16 protein-coding genes are annotated in these 16356 nt (G+C 58.0%); 8 read left to right on the top strand and 8 right to left on the bottom strand.

Annotated elements, in window-relative coordinates; all coding sequences use genetic code 11:
* Nucleotides 1–135: 135 nt before the first annotated feature.
* Together ACM6HV_RS20145 and ACM6HV_RS20140 are read left to right on the top strand one after the other, a co-directional pair.
* The gene (locus ACM6HV_RS20145) at nt 136–537 is read left to right on the top strand and encodes a hypothetical protein (protein ID WP_414905121.1); all 402 of its coding nucleotides are present in this window, start codon (nt 136–138) and stop codon (nt 535–537) included.
* 619 nt (nt 538–1156) lie between these two features.
* Entirely contained in the window at nt 1157–1462 is a 306-nt protein-coding gene (locus tag ACM6HV_RS20140) for a hypothetical protein (RefSeq protein WP_414905120.1), read from the top strand.
* 131 nt (nt 1463–1593) lie between these two features.
* On the opposite strand, the gene ACM6HV_RS20135 is transcribed toward ACM6HV_RS20140, so the two are convergent.
* Nucleotides 1594–2409, bottom strand: coding sequence for a VanW family protein (locus tag ACM6HV_RS20135; RefSeq protein WP_414905119.1), 816 nt, complete (start codon nt 2407–2409; stop codon nt 1594–1596).
* A 213-nt stretch (nt 2410–2622) separates the two neighbouring features.
* Here ACM6HV_RS20135 and ACM6HV_RS20130 point away from each other — a divergent pair, with 213 nt between their 5' ends.
* Entirely contained in the window at nt 2623–3429 is an 807-nt protein-coding gene (locus ACM6HV_RS20130) for a glycosyltransferase family 2 protein (RefSeq protein WP_414905118.1), read from the top strand.
* Between the two features lie 329 nt (nt 3430–3758).
* On the opposite strand, the gene ACM6HV_RS20125 is transcribed toward ACM6HV_RS20130, so the two are convergent.
* The 7 genes from ACM6HV_RS20125 to ACM6HV_RS20095 form a co-directional block, all read right to left on the bottom strand.
* On the bottom strand, nt 3759–4343 hold the full coding sequence (locus ACM6HV_RS20125; RefSeq protein ID WP_041066300.1) for a hypothetical protein: 585 nt from the start codon (nt 4341–4343) through the stop codon (nt 3759–3761).
* 85 nt (nt 4344–4428) lie between these two features.
* Complete coding sequence (locus tag ACM6HV_RS20120) at nt 4429–4611, bottom strand: hypothetical protein (RefSeq protein WP_007961361.1); 183 nt, start codon at nt 4609–4611, stop codon at nt 4429–4431.
* Between the two features lie 11 nt (nt 4612–4622).
* Nucleotides 4623–4865 (bottom strand): hypothetical protein, encoded by a 243-nt coding sequence (locus tag ACM6HV_RS20115; protein ID WP_414905117.1) that lies wholly within the window; start codon nt 4863–4865, stop codon nt 4623–4625.
* 167 nt (nt 4866–5032) lie between these two features.
* Nucleotides 5033–6103: a lipocalin-like domain-containing protein gene (locus ACM6HV_RS20110; RefSeq protein ID WP_414905116.1), complete on the bottom strand. Its 1071-nt coding sequence runs from the start codon at nt 6101–6103 to the stop codon at nt 5033–5035.
* Complete coding sequence (locus tag ACM6HV_RS20105) at nt 6093–8564, bottom strand: ABC transporter permease (RefSeq protein WP_414905115.1); 2472 nt, start codon at nt 8562–8564, stop codon at nt 6093–6095. Before ACM6HV_RS20105 ends, ACM6HV_RS20110 begins: the two co-directional genes overlap by 11 nt.
* Entirely contained in the window at nt 8561–9214 is a 654-nt protein-coding gene (locus tag ACM6HV_RS20100) for an ABC transporter ATP-binding protein (RefSeq protein ID WP_414905114.1), read from the bottom strand. The genes ACM6HV_RS20105 and ACM6HV_RS20100 overlap by 4 nt, the downstream gene beginning before the upstream one ends.
* A 194-nt stretch (nt 9215–9408) precedes the next feature.
* A complete protein-coding gene (locus ACM6HV_RS20095; protein WP_414905113.1) occupies nt 9409–11106 on the bottom strand; it encodes a sulfatase-like hydrolase/transferase in 1698 nt (565 codons plus the stop codon).
* A gap of 390 nt (nt 11107–11496) precedes the next feature.
* Here ACM6HV_RS20095 and ACM6HV_RS20090 point away from each other — a divergent pair, with 390 nt between their 5' ends.
* Genes ACM6HV_RS20090 through ACM6HV_RS20070 form a run of 5 tightly spaced genes read left to right on the top strand, consistent with a single transcriptional unit; the run spans nt 11497 to nt 16342 of the window.
* Complete coding sequence (locus tag ACM6HV_RS20090; protein ID WP_041066283.1) at nt 11497–12849, top strand: UDP-glucose dehydrogenase family protein; 1353 nt, start codon at nt 11497–11499, stop codon at nt 12847–12849.
* A complete protein-coding gene (locus ACM6HV_RS20085) occupies nt 12846–13883 on the top strand; it encodes an NAD-dependent epimerase (RefSeq protein WP_414905112.1) in 1038 nt (345 codons plus the stop codon). Before ACM6HV_RS20090 ends, ACM6HV_RS20085 begins: the two co-directional genes overlap by 4 nt.
* Nucleotides 13884–13901: 18 nt before the next feature.
* Nucleotides 13902–14648 (top strand): sugar transferase, encoded by a 747-nt coding sequence (locus ACM6HV_RS20080; protein WP_047293357.1) that lies wholly within the window; start codon nt 13902–13904, stop codon nt 14646–14648.
* The gene (locus ACM6HV_RS20075) at nt 14648–15295 is read left to right on the top strand and encodes a CpsD/CapB family tyrosine-protein kinase (RefSeq protein WP_414905111.1); all 648 of its coding nucleotides are present in this window, start codon (nt 14648–14650) and stop codon (nt 15293–15295) included. The genes ACM6HV_RS20080 and ACM6HV_RS20075 overlap by 1 nt, the downstream gene beginning before the upstream one ends.
* Before the next feature lie 21 nt (nt 15296–15316).
* Complete coding sequence (locus ACM6HV_RS20070; protein WP_145595176.1) at nt 15317–16342, top strand: polysaccharide biosynthesis/export family protein; 1026 nt, start codon at nt 15317–15319, stop codon at nt 16340–16342.
* Nucleotides 16343–16356 lie beyond the last annotated feature (14 nt).

Genomic DNA, 16356 nt, shown 5'->3' with positions numbered 1-16356 from the left:
AACACAGATTTATTTTTCGCAGATGCCCCAAAAGGTATTGAGAATAAATCTATCACCTTTTGTTCACTCTTGTTTCCTAGAGCACGCTCCTATCAGAATCTGCGTCCTTGTTATGCGCAAAAATTGGAGTCTTCAATGAACCACCTAGAAAAAGAAGTCGACTCAAAATTAGCAGACCAGTTCTTAGCACATAAAAAACTACACGGCGACAAACTGTCTAAATTGATCAACAAGCTAACGACATTATTTTTTTCTACTGAAACAAAGGGTCTCGACCCTTACCACTTGAAGAACACTAAAAAAAAACACGATCCAGAATTTTGGAAAAAAGTCGACAGGCTCCAAAATTTTGAAAAACCGTTCCTAATAGTTCAAGACAGTAAGATTCATGCTTGGAAGCTAGAAACCTCTGCAGATCTTAAAATCCTATTTTCCGAAACGACTGGGTTTCCATTCTGGATAGCAAACGACGATTTAAAAGCCCTAATCTATATGGATGATCATGACTGCGTTCATACCAGTTATAGCACCCATTAAACACACCAAAACCCTGGTCACTGGCCATCCGAAAGGCGCCAAAAGATAAAGGGCGACAAAGGAAATAGAGTTATTATTAATAGATAACCCAAAAGACATCAAAAATCCACCCTTTTGCTCAAGGTAGCATTATGTTAGATAGCAATAAAAAACAACACTTACAGGAGAAGAAGCGCTCGAAGCCCTAGCAGAAATCGAGTACATGTTGATTTCACTGCATAAAATTGGGAACTATTGCTTCGACAAATCACTTAAAGATTACAGAAAAGCCACAACTGACTTCGTTGATAACGAAAAAAATCACTCACCGGCTTGCCAAAGTTAGAAAGCTCATCAGCAAAAATTTTGATCCGACTCTTGGAAAGGACGATATGGATGACATCGAACGTCATCTGGAAGGGATTAAATTCTGGGCACCAAACAAAATATGACAAGTTTATTTTCCCGCCAAATTTCAAAAGTAAGTAAAATAAATTCGCCCTCCCTCTACTTGACATTTGGAAAGGATTAGAATTTGAAAACCTTGAAGTCACTCTTCTTACGTTTATGAGATAACCTGTAAAAAATTCTATTCTAGGACACGCCCACAAATTTGGAAATAGAACCAGGAATATAGCCAATGAATACTGATGAAATAACAAGTCTTGGCGGAAAAATAGTTTTTGATGAAACCTCCAACTTGAGCAATTTGGAAATTTCACTAATCACTGATGACTTGAAGGAAGATCTATTCCAGGCTTCTTTTCCCTCGGGGCAAATATTGGATATCGGATGGTATCCAGAGTTTTCTAAAAACGGCTTCTTTAAGGTATTACTTATTTCAAATAGAGACTGGGACTCACCTACCTATAGTGAAACCGCAAAAACCTGGAAGAGTCTTGAAAAGGCCTTGAAAAATGCTCTTAAAAGAATGCAAACACCATAAATAAAAGCCCGAAGCACACTCCTCCCTAAAAACCCTGCAACCTCACCAGACCTTCTTACAAGCAATACCCGTCGCATACGGAGTGTCCCGCCATCTACTAAATGATTTCTTCATCATCTGCGGCATAGCAATCATCTCTCCACCATTTCTTCCGCCACCTCATACTTAACCACCACCCGATTCCGATACAACCTCACCCGCTCCACCAACTCCCCCACCTGCCCCTTCTCCCGCACTTCCCGCCAAATCTCATTCTCCCGATACACCCGCTCCCCCTCCCGCACAAACCGATGCCCTTCCTGAAACACGTGATACCGATACTCCCGCACCTGATCGCACAACAACTCGCCCTCCAGCTGCGTGTCCCCCACATTCAACTTCAACTGAAAAGTCCGATCCGTCGGGTTGTGCAGTACCAGGTCAACGTAGTTGTAGAAAATCGCCGCGCCGGAACCGAATGGCAGTACTCGGCCTTCGTCCGGGAATGGATCAAAGCTGTGGTTGGAGCGCTCGACCACGACCAGTGGTGAGTGGATCGCCATCCAGTGGATCAGGTTGCTCAGTTGGCAGATTCCGCCGCCGATACCGCTGCGTGCTTCGCCGAAGGACAGTTCCATGCCTTCAACGTAGCCGCGTTTGCGGGTTGGGCGGCCGACGAGGCGGCAGAAGGAGAAGTGTTCGCCGGGGGCGATGATGAGGCCGTCGATGGCGGCGACGGCGAGTTTGAGGTTGATGACTTTGTTGTGTTGAAGGGCGAGGTCGGAGTCGCCGAGTTTGCGGATGAGTTTCGAGGTGTGTTTGAGGTAGCGGAATGGCAGACGGTCAGCGTCGGCAACCAGGCGTGCGTAGCGTTTGCTGGAACAGTGCCAAGCGATCTGGCGGAACAGTCTTTTTTGCCACACTCGCAGCCAGTACAGGGCCGGGTGGTAGAGGGAAAGTGGTTTCATCCGTGAGGCAACGGCAGGCGCCGTTTTGTCCTTGAAGCGTCTGAGGGGCGCGCAGTTTAGCTTGTGGGACGGCTTGCGTCGTGCGCGAGATCGTGTCCCGACACACTTCTAATTGCTTGCTGAACAGCAAATTAAGCTTCAACTAAGCTTGCGTCGCTAGCATCCCGGCCGGACAGACACCTGTCGCCGATCAACCGCGGATGAGCTTCCTGAATGAACCAGTTTGATTTACCAGCCGTTACGCAGCCGAATTTCAGTCTTGTATTGGTAAATTACAAAACCCCGGACATCACCCGGATGTGCCTGGAGCTGTTGCGCGAGCATGTCCAGGCGCAGCGCATCCCGGTTTGGGTGGTGGACAATGATTCTGCCGACGCCAGTCTGGATTATTTGCGCTCGCTGGACTGGATCAATCTGATCGAACGCTCCTCCCCCGGCAAAGAAGCGGGACATATTGCCCATGGCAAGGCGCTGGATCTGGCGCTGGAAAAAGTTGAAACCGATTATCTGTTTCTGCTGCACACCGACACCTTTGTCTACGACAAGGAAGTCTTCGCGATGATGTTGCGTGAGTGTACAAAGTCTGCGGATGTCGCCGCAGTCGGGTGTGTCGAGCAAATCAATCGAGGAATTGTCAGAGACACCTGGCGACTAACTTCGCGGTTTTGCAAACACTATATTCGCCGGGCAAAAACGGCATTGGGTATGCGCAGTAAAGAGCCGAAACCTTATCGGGAAACTCACCTCAAAAGTTTTTGCACGTTGTGGAACGCCAGGTTGATGAAGTCTCAGGGACTGCACTTTTGCATGGATGACCGAGTTCCCGGTTATACCCTGCAGGATCGAATGGTCGCTTTGGGCTACGGCATCAAGCTGCTGTCACCGCGCAAGATTTTCCGCTATCTGGATCACATCCAGGCGGGCACCGTCGCTGCCGCCGGCACCTACGGCAAAAACCACCGTCGCACCAGAATGTATGAGGCCACTCTCAAACGTTTTGAAAAGCAAGCATCGGTTTGATCACGAACATAAAAAGGGCGACTGCAAAGTCGCCCTTTTTTTAATCTGAAATTGTATACATCCGCTCCGAAGAGGTGTTCGCCCAGTGTAATGGCCTGGCAATCCATGCACCGGTAAAGAGCCCTGACACTGGGCGAACGGGAAGGATTTTAATAGAAGTTGGCGGATATGTCGTCATATACAAAGGTAAATTTTATGTACGAAAAAGTTAATAGATATTTATCGACGAAATCCTTTCGTGAAACTTTCACTGCACAGTCCAACTCATTTCAGATGATTGTTCTCATACAATAATCTGTACAAGAACAACCATCTTGTAGAGTCAATACTCAACTTTCATGCTGACTGGTCACTTTTAATACATCGGTATAAGTGACAACTACGCTCTGCCCGACTTTCAGATCTTTCAGCTTGGCTTGGATTTCAGGCTTTTTCACGTCGAGTGTTTTCGACTGACCCTGCGGGTTTTGCAGGGTCACCTGATTATTCTTCAAATCAATTTTGGTGATTTTCAGTTGCACCTGAATCTGGCGATAGGCCTCGCCGCCCGGGTTTTCGCTGCCCGGCGCCTTGCGCAGCTCACCGCTGCGTTCGACGGTGCCAGGCAGACCTTTATCCACATCGGTATCGAGGTAAGCCGCCACCGAGCGTTGGACTTCGAGTTTTACCAGGTCGCCGACCTTGAGGTTGGCGAGGTTTTTCGCCTTGTCGCTGAGCTGGACGTGAACCTGACGACCTTCTGCACCTTCGAGCACGACCTGATGGTTGGCCGCATCAACGGCCAGCACTTTGGTGGTGACCTGATCGGCCTCGATGGTGGCGGACAGCGGAATGTCCGCCGCCATGGCAACGAAGCTGGTGGCGGACAGAACGGTTGCGAGGGTGATGGCCTTGGCCAGAGCGTGGAGCTTCATAAGCGGTACTTTCCCTGTAGTGAATGGCAGCAACCGGCGCCAACGCGTGTTTGGCGCCGAATGTGCCACTGAGCATAGACGCTGTTCAGGGCTTGGCTTTCGTTTCTGCCGCGGCGGTCTCTTGCGCAGTGGATTCGCCACTGGCGGTGCCTTTGCCGCTGTCCTTGCGTTGCTTGGGGTCGGTCGGGCGCAGGGCGTCGTTATCGCGCTCGGTCTCTCCCGGTGGCCGGGGTTCATCGGGATGTTCACTGGGGGATACGGGTTTCATGGGAGTGCTCCTCAGGCTTCAGGGTCATCCAGTTCATTGGCGACATTCGCGGCGGGCGAATCCTTGTGCAGGTCGTCGGCCTTGGCGCGCAGGATCTGCCACTGCTCCAGATCGATCGCGCCTTGACCGAGCAGGTCGTCGGCGATGCGTTGCAGGTCGAAATAGTGAGCATCGGGGGACTGCTGCCAGTAGGTCTGATCGTCGAACAGGCGCTGCCAGGTGGTGAGGTCTGGGGGTTGCAGGTCGTCGCTCATGGCTAATCCTCCACGGGTAATAGTTTGTAGAGGCTGCGCAATGAAACGGAGTTCAACCCAATCCCTGTAGGAGCTGCCGCAGGCTGCGATCTTTTGATCCTGTTTTAAAAATCAAAGTCAAAAGATCGCAGCCTTCGGCAGCTCCTACATGAATGGCAATGCAGCAGTCAGTACCCGGTCATTTCCAGATAGCCGCGCCCGCCGTGGCTGCCGCTGATCTGCACCGGCCCCTCCCAATAAGGAATGCGCAGGTTCATCCAGGCCTCGGGGTTAAGCGCGTCGAGACTGATGTCGAGGTGTTTGTCGGGAATGCTGATCGACCAGCGCACCGGCATCGTGTGCCCGGCAATTTTTGCGGTGTCCTTGGGTGTGAGTCTGATCTGCTCGCCGTGCAGGGTTTCGGTACGGCCGTCGGCATTGATCCAGGTGCCAGTCAGATACGGCGCGCCATCGGTTTGTCGGGTGCGGAACAGCATCAGCGACTCACCACTGTCCAGGTGCAGGGAAAACCAGTCCCACCCGGTCTGATTGGCCGCCAGCGGCTGGCTGCTCCATTCCCGGTCCAGCCACGCCGGGCCGCTGACGGTGTAGGTCTGGCCGTCGATTTGCAGCGTGCCGCTGGCCTGAAAGAACGGCTGACTGTAGTAGTACGAGGCCTGGCCTTGTTCGGATTTGCGGCTGAAGCCCTTGTCACCCTGCAACACCAGCGGCCGACTGGAGGTGAGGTGCAGTTGATAGCTGAAGGCTTTGTCGCGGGCACTGAGTTGCACATCCGTCAGCGGATCCTGCGCCTGGCTGGCGAAGCGCCAATCATCGATCCACGCCTCGAACGGCGCTACGTTGACACCGGCCTGCCCCACTCCGCCCCGGGCATAGCGCTCGGCAGCATGGTGCGCGGTGGCCGACGTCACCGCGGCGTGCCCGAGCCAGATTGTCTGGTTGGCCCAGCCCGGTTGCTCTGGCGCAGGCTTTAAGGCGCTGCGAAACAGCGTCCACTGAACGCCGAAATCGTGACCCTGCTGATCCTTGAGATTGGCGGTGACGTACCACCACTCGATACGAAATCCATCGTGGGCGCCGTGATCCGCCGGGAAATTGAACACCCGCCCCGGCACCACGGGAGTGAACTGAGCGGCCTGATCGCCGAGACCGGCAAAACCCTTCTGTTCAGAAACAGGCTGATCGCAGCCGCCCAAAAGCAGCAGCGTGAAAAGCAACGCAATCCGCTTAATCCTCATGAGCAAACGTCCTCAGCAGATCCGCCGGTTGCGTGCGGTACAACGAATACAGCGGCCACGCCGAGGCCAACAAGGTCGCCAGTAACGCCAATCCCATCAATTGCAGCAGTTGCAGCGGGAAGATCCGCAACGGTAAGCGCCAGCCGAATGCCTGCACATTGATTACCGCATCCAGACACCACGCCAGGGCGATCCCCAGCGGCAACGCCAGCACCAGCGTCAGCAGCGCGAGCAACCAGGTCTGGCCGAGGTTGAGCAGCATCAACTGCCGGCGCGTCACGCCCAAGGCCCACAGCGGCGCCAGTTGTCCGAGACGGCTCTGGCTTTGGGTCAGCAAACTGATGAACAGCGCCACACCGGCCACCGCCAAGGTCAGGCTGTTGAGCGCGGCGGTGGCGGCGAAAGTGCGTTCGAACACTTGCACCGACCAGCCCTTGAGCCGTGCCTGATCGACGATGCGGCTGTCATCGAGCTGAAAGCGCGTTTGCAGCGCAGTCAAAAACGACGGGATGTCCGGCGGCGCGATGCGCAGGTTGAAACGGTTCGGCGTCAGTGTCGGCCACAGGCGCAGCAGGTGGTTGCTGTTGACCAGCAGATGGCCCTTGGGATTGCCGTAATCGGCGTAGATGCCGACGATACGCGGTGACCACGGTCCGCCCGGCGTCGGCACGCTCAGATGATCCCCCGCGCGAACCTTCAGCCGTCGCGCCAGTTGTTCGCTGAGCATCACCGCATCGTCCGTCGCCAGATGCGCCCACGGATCGCCGGCAAGCGCCTCGAGCAACGGCCAGTGTTGGCGATAATAGGGATGATCGATCACCCCGAATACATCCGCCGGCCAGCCCTGCAGGGTCACGGCTACTTGCCAGTTGGGCAGCACCGCGCCGACATTCGGCTGCTGTTTGAGCCAGACGTACATCTCGCGCGATTGCGCCGGATTCACCGGGTTGAGGTACAGCTCGGCACTCAGGCGTTGTTCGAGCCAGTCATTGAAGGTCTGGCGAAAACCGGCGGTCATGCTGCCCGCGCCGATGTTTGCCGCCAGCGCCAGCAACAGCGCCATCAGCGCCAGACTCAGTGCCGGTAACTGTTGGCGGCAATCAGCAAGAAACCACTGACCCAGCACCGAACGACTGCGCCCAAGCAATTGATTGAGCACCGCGCTGAGCACCACCGGCAATGCCAGCGCAGCACCCAGCAGCAACCCGGCCATCAACATGAAACCGCTGCTCAGGCTGTCGCCCCAGACCAACGCCAGCAGTGCAATCAGCGCCAACATCACCGCCAGCCAACCCTGACGGCGCAACCAGCGTGCATGCTGCTGATGCCAGGCCTGTGGATCCGCCACCGCCAACAGCGGCAAACGTGCCGCCCGCAACAGACTGTTGGCGCCGGCCAGCAACGCGCCGAACAGACTCAAACCGATTCCGCTGAACCACCACCACGGACTCAGGCGCAACTGCCCCGCCACTTCCGCGCCATACAGACCGCGCAGACTGGCGGCGACATCCGGCAGCAACACGCTCGCCAGCCAGTAACCGCTGATGACTCCGAACACCCCGCCAACCAACGCCAGCACACCGAGCTCGACGACCAGACAGCCGATCAACATCCGCGCACTGACCCCGCAGGCGCGCAACGTACGCAGCAGGCCGCGACGTTGTTCCAGTGCCAGACCGATCGCCGCGTGCACGATAAACAGTCCGACCAGAAACGAGAGAAAGCCCAAGGCATCGAGGTTGAGGTGAAAGCTCTCGGTCAGGCGCGAAAGATTGTTTTCCTCGGCGCTGCTTTTGAGCTGCAGCCGACCGTTGAACGCGGCCGGCAGCTCGGCGTGAAAATCCTTGGGCAGTAACAAGCGCGACAGTTGCCCGGGCTGTTCGAGCACGGTTTGCGCGACGCCGATGTCGACCAGCAACATGCCCGGTGCCATGTCCTTTTGCGCGTGCAGCGGCGGCAGCGTCTGGCCGCTGGCGGTTTGCGGCGTGGCGCCTTCGGTCAGGCCCAAGGCGTGCAGGGTTTCCGGGGAAATCCACGTGCTGCCCGGCGGCGAGAAGAACGCGACGATGCGCTCGATTGGCATCGCCTGCCCGGCCACGGCGGAATCCACCGGCAGCGACACCGGCTCGATACCCATCAGTTGCAGGCGCTGATCCGGGTGATCCTCGAGTACCAGCCGTCCCTGCAGCAGCGGCGAGACCGGCCAGCCTTGGCGGCGCAGGTCAACGAACCATTGCTGGGTAAACGTCGCTCCATTGGGCGTAGCAAGGCTGGCCTGCGGTTCGCCACCAATCATCTGGCTCGCCCGGGCGTAACTGTCGCGGGCCTGGCTGTTCAGTGCTTCGACGCCAGTCAACAGACTGGTGGCCAGCCACAACCCCGTCAGCACACTGAAGAACTGCACCGGATGCCGCCGCCAATGGCTGAGCAGCGCACGCAGGGTTTGCCAGAACACGTTCACGTCAGACGCCCCTTGGACAACACCACCCGCTGCGCCAGTCGCGCCGCCACACGCGGGCTGTGCGTGACCATCAGCAGCGTGGTCGGCGTGTCGTCGAGCAACTCCAGCAACAGACGCAGCACTTCATCGCTGGTGCCTTCGTCGAGGCTGCCGGTGGGTTCGTCGGCCAGCAGCAGTGTCGGTCGCGACGCCAACGCCCGGGCCAATGCAACCCGCTGCTGCTGGCCGCCCGACAGTTGTTCGGGATAACGCTTGAGCAAATCACCCAAACCCAGGCGCTGCACCAGATGCGCTTGCCAGCGCGAGTCATGGCGCCCGGCCAGACGCGCCTGAAACGCCAGATTGTCCTCGACCCGCAGGCTGCCGATCAGGTTGAACTGCTGGAACACCAGACCGATTTCGGTACGGCGCCAGTCGGCCAGTTGCGCTTCGTTCATCTGCTCCAGCCGATGCTCGCCGCTGTGGATGCTGCCGCGATCCACCTTGTCGAGGCCGGCGATCAGGTGCAGCAAAGTGCTTTTGCCACTGCCGGATTCGCCCATCAGCGCCAGGCTGCCGCCGGGTTCGAGCGTCAGGTCGACGCCTTGCAGCACGGGTAATGAGCCTTGGGGAGTGAGGTAACTTTTGAAAACGCCTTGAACCTGAAGCATGCCGCCATCCGTTGGGTCAGTGTGGGGCAAGGATAGCGGATTGCGGGCTGATCAAATCAGTGGTGTTTGCACTGGCCCCATCGCTGGCAAGCCAGCTCCCACAGGGCTTGGGTTGTTCAAAAATACTGAGCACACCCAAAAACACTGTGGGAGCTGGCTTGCCAGCGATGAGGCCAGTCCTGCAAAGCCAATACTCACTGCCCGGTTGCCACACTGGTCGCCGCCTCCCCCGGCGTGACAATGGTGTTCAGATCAATGTGCTTCCACTCAGGCCTGGCCCCCAGCCGCGCATTGAAGCGGTAGTTGAAGGTGAAATCGTCCGCCGTCGGCAGCGTCAGCGGTTTGCCATATACCGCCTCGATGCCCGCCAGGTCGTAACCCATCAGCTGCAGCAGCGTCGGGAAAATGTTGTAGTGACTGGAACGGTCCTTGTTCACTGGCAATGACTGCGCCCAATCCGGGCCGTGCAGTTGATCGCCCTGAATCACCACCAGTGGCACCAGCCCCTCCTCCTCCACCGGATCACCACCGCAGTGGGTATTGAGCCCGGGATTGCCGCGCTCATGCAGGTCCTGGCCGTGATCGGAGGTGTAGATCAGCAGCGCATTGTTCAGCCTGGCCTGAGCAAATACCCGGGCGAAAAACTCGCCCACGTTCCATAACAGCGTGTTCTTGTAGGCGTTGCGGTACAGCAGCCAATCGTCCGGCTGGCCGTTGAAACCGTCGCGTTTGCCGGTGTCGGCCACTTCGGTGAACTGCCCGCGCGGTAAGGTCGGACGGTAGGCCATGAAGGCGTCGGGGTACTTGTCGTGCACCGGGAAATGCGCGCCGACTTTATTGATCACCACCAGCTCCGGCTGATCGTCGTTGAGCAACTCGATCAGCTTCGCGGCGGCAGCCATGTCGCGGTCTCGCACGCTGGTCTGGTCAAACTGCACGAACTCGTCGATGTCCTTTTTCTCGGTGTCGGTCATCAGGTTCTGCAGATTGCCGGCGGTGCGCTGGGCGTCGATGTAGACCGTGCGCAACCCGGCCTTTTTCGCGTACTGCCAGATCGACGGCAGCGTGCTGTTGATCCGTATGTAGTCGGCACGCGTACCGCCGTAACGTAACGTAACGTTGGTATCGGCGCTGCAGTTGGCAATGGACGCGGCGTAGCCGTAGTTGAAAATCTCGACCCCCGGATGCGCCTGCTTGAGGTTGCTGTGCACCCCGAACGGCGCGTTGATGTCCAGGTAATTGCCGGAGATGCTTTCGTCGATGATCAGCACGATGTCGTGATTGACCGTCGCAGCGCTGCGCGCCAGCGTCACGGGCTCACGCGGGCCGACCGTGTTGTGCAGCGCTTCATAGGTGAACAGGTTCAGATAGGCCAGCGGCGTGTACATGATCGGCAAGCCCCGCGCGCCCTCGCCCGCCCGCAGGAACAACACCGCGCTCAACAGCAGCACACCACACACCGGCGCCGCCACCCGCAATGCATTGGGCACCACCAGCGCATGCCGCGGTTTGAGCCCGATGCCGAACAGCAACAGCAGGCCGCTGAGCGCACCATGAATGAACGCGTCGCGATACTGGTAAGCGGCTTCCTGAATGAAGCCGCCGGAGTACACCAGCGAGACAAAGCTGCTGTAGCTCAGGTAATCCGCGGTGACCCGGGTATAGACATCAAAGAATACCGCCGAAGCAAATAGCGTTATTGCGAATAAGTGTCGAATCAATGCCTGACGAATATAAGCCGTTAGATATAACGCTAAAGTGAGCGCCAAAAACATCGCGCCAAAAAGAAGCACAGCAAAACCGACCCCGATAGCATTTAACCGCTCAATGTAATATTCGGAATAAAGCAGCAGATAAATAACTAAAAGCAGTTCTTTTAAATATCGAAACATGGCGATTCCGGTCGTACGAAACGGCATTGGGTCAATAGTTTGTCGGTCAAAATCTGACACTAGCACCCGGCCATCAAAGCGCAAGAAAAGCCTGACTTTTCTGTCAAGCGTCAAAAAACTGTTGACTCATTCCTGACACACTCCAGCGGCTACAAGTCGTTAATTTAAAGGCTTTCGACCGTTTATCGCTTTCTTCAGGATGTGAAAAAAGGGTCAAGGACGCGACAAATCCAGCAATAGCAAGCACTTGATGGCCAATAGCCTGAAAAAAGCCCGGTGTTATACACGTGCAACATGTCATTTTGCTGACACGCTTTTCCACACCTGCGCTATACCCCTTTTGACAGTTCCATTTTGATCTTCTTCCACCGTCTTACGAGGCACGCCAATATGGACGTGAGCGTATTTGGTACGGGCTATGTTGGCCTTATTCAAGCAGCCGCACTTGCCGATGTCGGACATCGGGTTTTATGTGTGGATATTGACCCGAACAAGATTAAACAACTGCAACAGGCCGTACCGCCTATTAGCGAACCGGGTTTATCCGCCGCGCTGGAAGAAAATATCAAGGCCGGTCGTCTGCTGTTCAGCACCCAGGCCAGCGACGCGGTGGAGCATGCCGAGTTGATCTTCATCGCCGTGGGCACCCCGGCCGATGAGGACGGTTCCGCCGACCTGACCCACGTGCTCAACGTCGCCCGGCAGATCGCCTCGCACATGGAGGCCGATCGCACCCTGATCATCAAGTCCACGGTGCCGGTCGGCACGGCGGATCAGGTCGCCGCCAAGGCCAGCGAAGAATTGCAGCGCCGCGGCCGCAGCAGCCTCAAGGTGCGGGTGGTGTCCAACCCCGAATTCCTCAAGGAAGGCAGCGCCCTCGCCGATTGCATGCGCCCGGACCGGATCATCGTCGGCACCCGCGATGACGCGGCCCGCGAACAGATGAGCGAGCTGTACGCGCCGTTCTGCCGCAACCACGAAAAGCTGATGTTCATGGACAACCGCAGCGCCGAGCTGACCAAGTACGCGGCCAACGCGATGCTCGCCACGCGTATCAGCTTCATGAACGAGCTGGCCAATCTCACTGAATTGCTGGGCGCCGACATCGAAGCGGTGCGCAAAGGCATCGGTTCCGATCCGCGCATTGGTTACCACTTCATCTACCCCGGTTGCGGTTTCGGCGGTTCGTGCTTTCCCAAGGATCTGCGCGCCCTGCTGCACACTGCCGAACACAACGGCATGCCGCTGAAACTGCTGCGCAGCGTCACTGATGTCAACGACAGCCAGCGGCACATTCTTTTCAGCAAACTCAAGGCGCAGTTTCCGCAAGGCCTGGGCGGCAAGTCGATCGCGATCTGGGGCCTGGCGTTCAAACCCAATACCGATGACATGCGCGAAGCCCCCAGCCGCTACCTGATGGACGCGCTGTGGGCCGAAGGCGCGAGCGTGCAGGCCTACGATCCGGAGGCCATGTCCGAGTGCCGGCGCCTGTACGGCTATCGCGACGATCTGCACTTGTGCGCCACCCGCGACGACACCCTGGAAGATGCCGATGCGCTGGTGATCTGCACCGAATGGAAGAACTTTCGCGTAGTGGATTTCGAGCTGCTGGCGAGCAAGTTGCGCTCCAAAGTGATTGTCGACGGTCGCAACCTCTACAACCCGGAACACGTGGCCGCCGCCGGTTTGCACTACAGCGGCATCGGCCTGCGCCACATCGCACCGGAAGGATTGCGCCCATGAAAATCCTGGTCACCGGCGCTGCCGGCTTCATTGGTGCCCATTGCGTGTTGCGGCTGATGCGCGACGGGCATGCGGTGGTCGGCCTGGATAATTTCAACGGCTACTACGACCCGCAGCTCAAACACGATCGCGTGCAATGGGTGCGTGATCAGGTCGGGCACTTCCCGCTGGCACGCATTGATCTGGCCGACGCCGCCGCGATCGAAGCGCTGTTTGTCCGCGAGCAACCGCAAGTGGTGATCCACCTCGCGGCGCAGGCCGGGGTGCGCTACTCGCTGGAAAATCCGAAAGCCTATCTGGACAGCAACCTCTGCGGTTTCCTGAACATTCTCGAAGGCTGCCGGCACCATCCGGTGGAGCACTTGATTTACGCCTCGTCGAGCTCGGTCTACGGCGCCAACCAGCACACCCCGTATTCGGTGCACGACGGTGTCAATCACCCGCTGTCGCTGTACGCCGCAACCAAAAAAGCCAACGAGCTGATGGCCCACAGTTACAGCCACCTGTTCGGTATTCCCAGCACCGGCCTGCGCTTTTTCACCGTTTACGGGCCATGGGGCCGGCCAGACATGTCGCCCATCCAGTTTGCCCGGGCGATCACCGAAGGCACGCCGCTGAAACTGTTCAATTACGGCGAGCACCAGCGCGATTTCACCTACATCGACGACATCGTCGAAAGCATCGCGCGCCTCACTGACCATCCGCCGCAAAGCCAACCGGAGTGGGATCGCGAACGCCCCGACGCGGGCAGCAGCATGGCCCCGTGGTGCCTGTTCAACATCGGCGGCCACCACCCGGTGGCGCTGAAAAGCTATCTGGCGCTGATGGAAAAACACCTCGGCCAGACAGCCATTGTCGAGCTCTTGCCCCTGCAACCGGGCGATGTGCTCAACACCTGTGCCGAGACCGATGATCTGGCCCAGGCCACCGGGTTCCAGCCCCGGATCGAGCTGGATGAAGGACTGGGGCGTTTCATCGCCTGGTTTCGCGACTACTACCCCACTGCCTATCGCCCACGCGCCGCTCGCGGCTGAACATCAGCGGAGGACCCCATGACTGGACATGAACAAGGTGTACCGATCAACCAGATGCGCCGTGACAAGCGCATGGATCCCGAGCACCGAATGCGCCTCGATTCCGCCATCCACAGGCAGGGCCGTGGCTGGTTGACCGGCCGCGACGGTGGCCGGCCATGGACGCTCTCACGCACCAACCGGGTGTTGGCCTGCTTCGGTGCGCTGGTGCTGCTGGTGGTGTTTTCGCCGCTGCTGCTGGGCCTGGCACTGGCCATCAAATTCACCAGCCCGGGGCCGGTGATGTTCGTGCAGAAACGCACCGGTTATCGCGGCCGCACCTTCGGCATGTACAAGTTCCGCACCATGGTCTGCAACGCCGAAGAGCTAAAGGAATCGCTGCGTCACCTTAACAAGCACGGGGTAGACGCCATCGACTTCAAGATCGACAAGGATCCACGCATCACCGGCATCGGCGGTTTCCTGCGGCGTACCAGCCTCGATGAACTGCCCAACCTGTTCAACGTGGTCAGCGGTGACATGCGCCTGGTCGGCCCGCGGCCGACCTCGTTCAACGCCTACCGCTACAAGGACAACCACCTCGCGCGCCTGAGCATCTACCCCGGCATGACCGGCCTGTGGCAGATCTCCGGGCGCAGCAACATCGACTTCGACCAGCGCGTTGAGTTGGACCTCAGCTACATCGCCGAGCAAAGCCTTTTGCTTGATCTGAAGATCTTGTTGAAAACCCCCTTCAAAGTATTCAGCGGCCACGGAGCAAGCTAATGGACGGTTCAACCAACAAAAGCCTGAGCATTGCCAACCCCAGCGAATCGAACCTGATTTCGACCGTGCTGGATCTGGATCTGCGGATCCTGTTCCTGACCGCCGCCAACCCGAGCGCCGGTACCACCACCAGCGCATTGGCGCTGGCCAGCCAACTGGCGCAGATGAGCAGCGGCCAGGTGCTGCTGGTCGATGCCAGCCAGTCGGCGGGCAACCTCACGCAGCAATTGAACCTGGGCAAGGAGCGCGGTCTGCGCGACCTGCTGTTCAACCCGGACAACCCGCCGCTGTTGCAGGATTGCGTGGTGCAGGTTTCCAGCCTGCCGTTCCACGTGCTGCCCAACGGCCGGCCGATCCGCACCCTCGAACACCTGACCGCCGAGCGCCTGAGCCCGCTGCTCGACCGCTTGGGCACGCAGTATCGCTTCGTGGTGATCGACGGCGACGCGGTGTATTCCGCCGCCGACACGCTGGTGCTCGCCACTCAAGTCGATGGCGTGGTGTTTGTGGTGCGCGCCGAAGACACCCGCTGGGAAGTCGCCCAGGCCGCCGTGCAACGCCTGACCCAGGCCGGGGCAAAAGTAGTCGGCAGCGTATTCAACCGGCGCAAGTACTACATGCCCAAGTGGCTCTACAAAAACCTGTAAGCAAACGCGAGGGATGACGCCATGAACGCCAAGATACTGGTTCTGCTGATGCTGCCGCTTGCAGGCTGCTCCAGCAATTCCGAAACCCAGCACATGCCGGTGAACATTCTCACCGCCACCCCGGCCAACGCCCAGGCCACCGACATGCCGAAGATCGAGCAGACCTTGCGCCCGCAAGACGTGCTGGATGTGATCTTCCACATCAGCACCAGCGGCTCGGATGCCTATCGCGTGCAGTCGGGTGACCAGATCGGCCTGAACTTCACCGCCGCCAGCCAGCTCAATGGCAACCAGTTGGTGCTGCCCGACGGCACGATCAACCTGCCCGGCGCCAACACCTCGGTGAAAATCGCCGGCCTGACCGCCGACGAGGCGCGCGATGAAATCCAGCGTGCCTACCAGCGCAAACAACTGTTCCAGCCCAACCGCAATCAACTGACGGTGCAGATCATCAGCCCGCTGACCAATGAGCAGAACCTGAAAAGCGCGCTGAATCACCCGGCCACCGGCATGAGCCGCGAGATCACCGTGGGCAATGACGGTTATGCGAGCTTTCCGGAAATCGGCGCGGTGCCGCTGCAAGGCATGACCATCAATCAACTGGAAACCTTCCTCAACCAGAAGTACGCGCAATTGCCGGGACGGATGAGCGTCGATGTGATGCTCAAGTCCACCGCCGGCAACGAGATCTACGTGCTGGGCGAGGTCGGCCAACCGGGCTCCTATCCGATCCGCCGTCCAGTGTCGGTGCTTGAAGCGCTGACCCTGGCGCGCGGCACCAACGTCAAGGCGCGTCTGGACTCGGTGGTGATCATGCGCCGCAACGGCAACCAGGTGCAGGCCGTGCACTACGACGTGGAAAAAGCCCTGTCGGGCGATGCGTCGCAGATCGCCTACCTGCAACCGGACGACATGCTGTTCGTGCCAAAAACCAAACTGGCGAGTGCCGGCGATCTGGCCCGGCAACTGGCCGACGTGGTGTTGTTCCAGGGCGTGGGCTTCAGCTTCGGCTACCGCGTCGACAACAAAGGCAGTAACAACAACTGACTCTCAGGTGACCG

Origin of the sequence: Pseudomonas sp. IT-P260, assembly GCF_949768395.1 — a bacterium.
GTDB lineage: Bacteria > Pseudomonadota > Gammaproteobacteria > Pseudomonadales > Pseudomonadaceae > Aquipseudomonas > Aquipseudomonas parakoreensis.
Note: the sequence above shows the minus strand (reverse complement) of the source record. Positions and strands in the feature narration are given on the sequence as shown.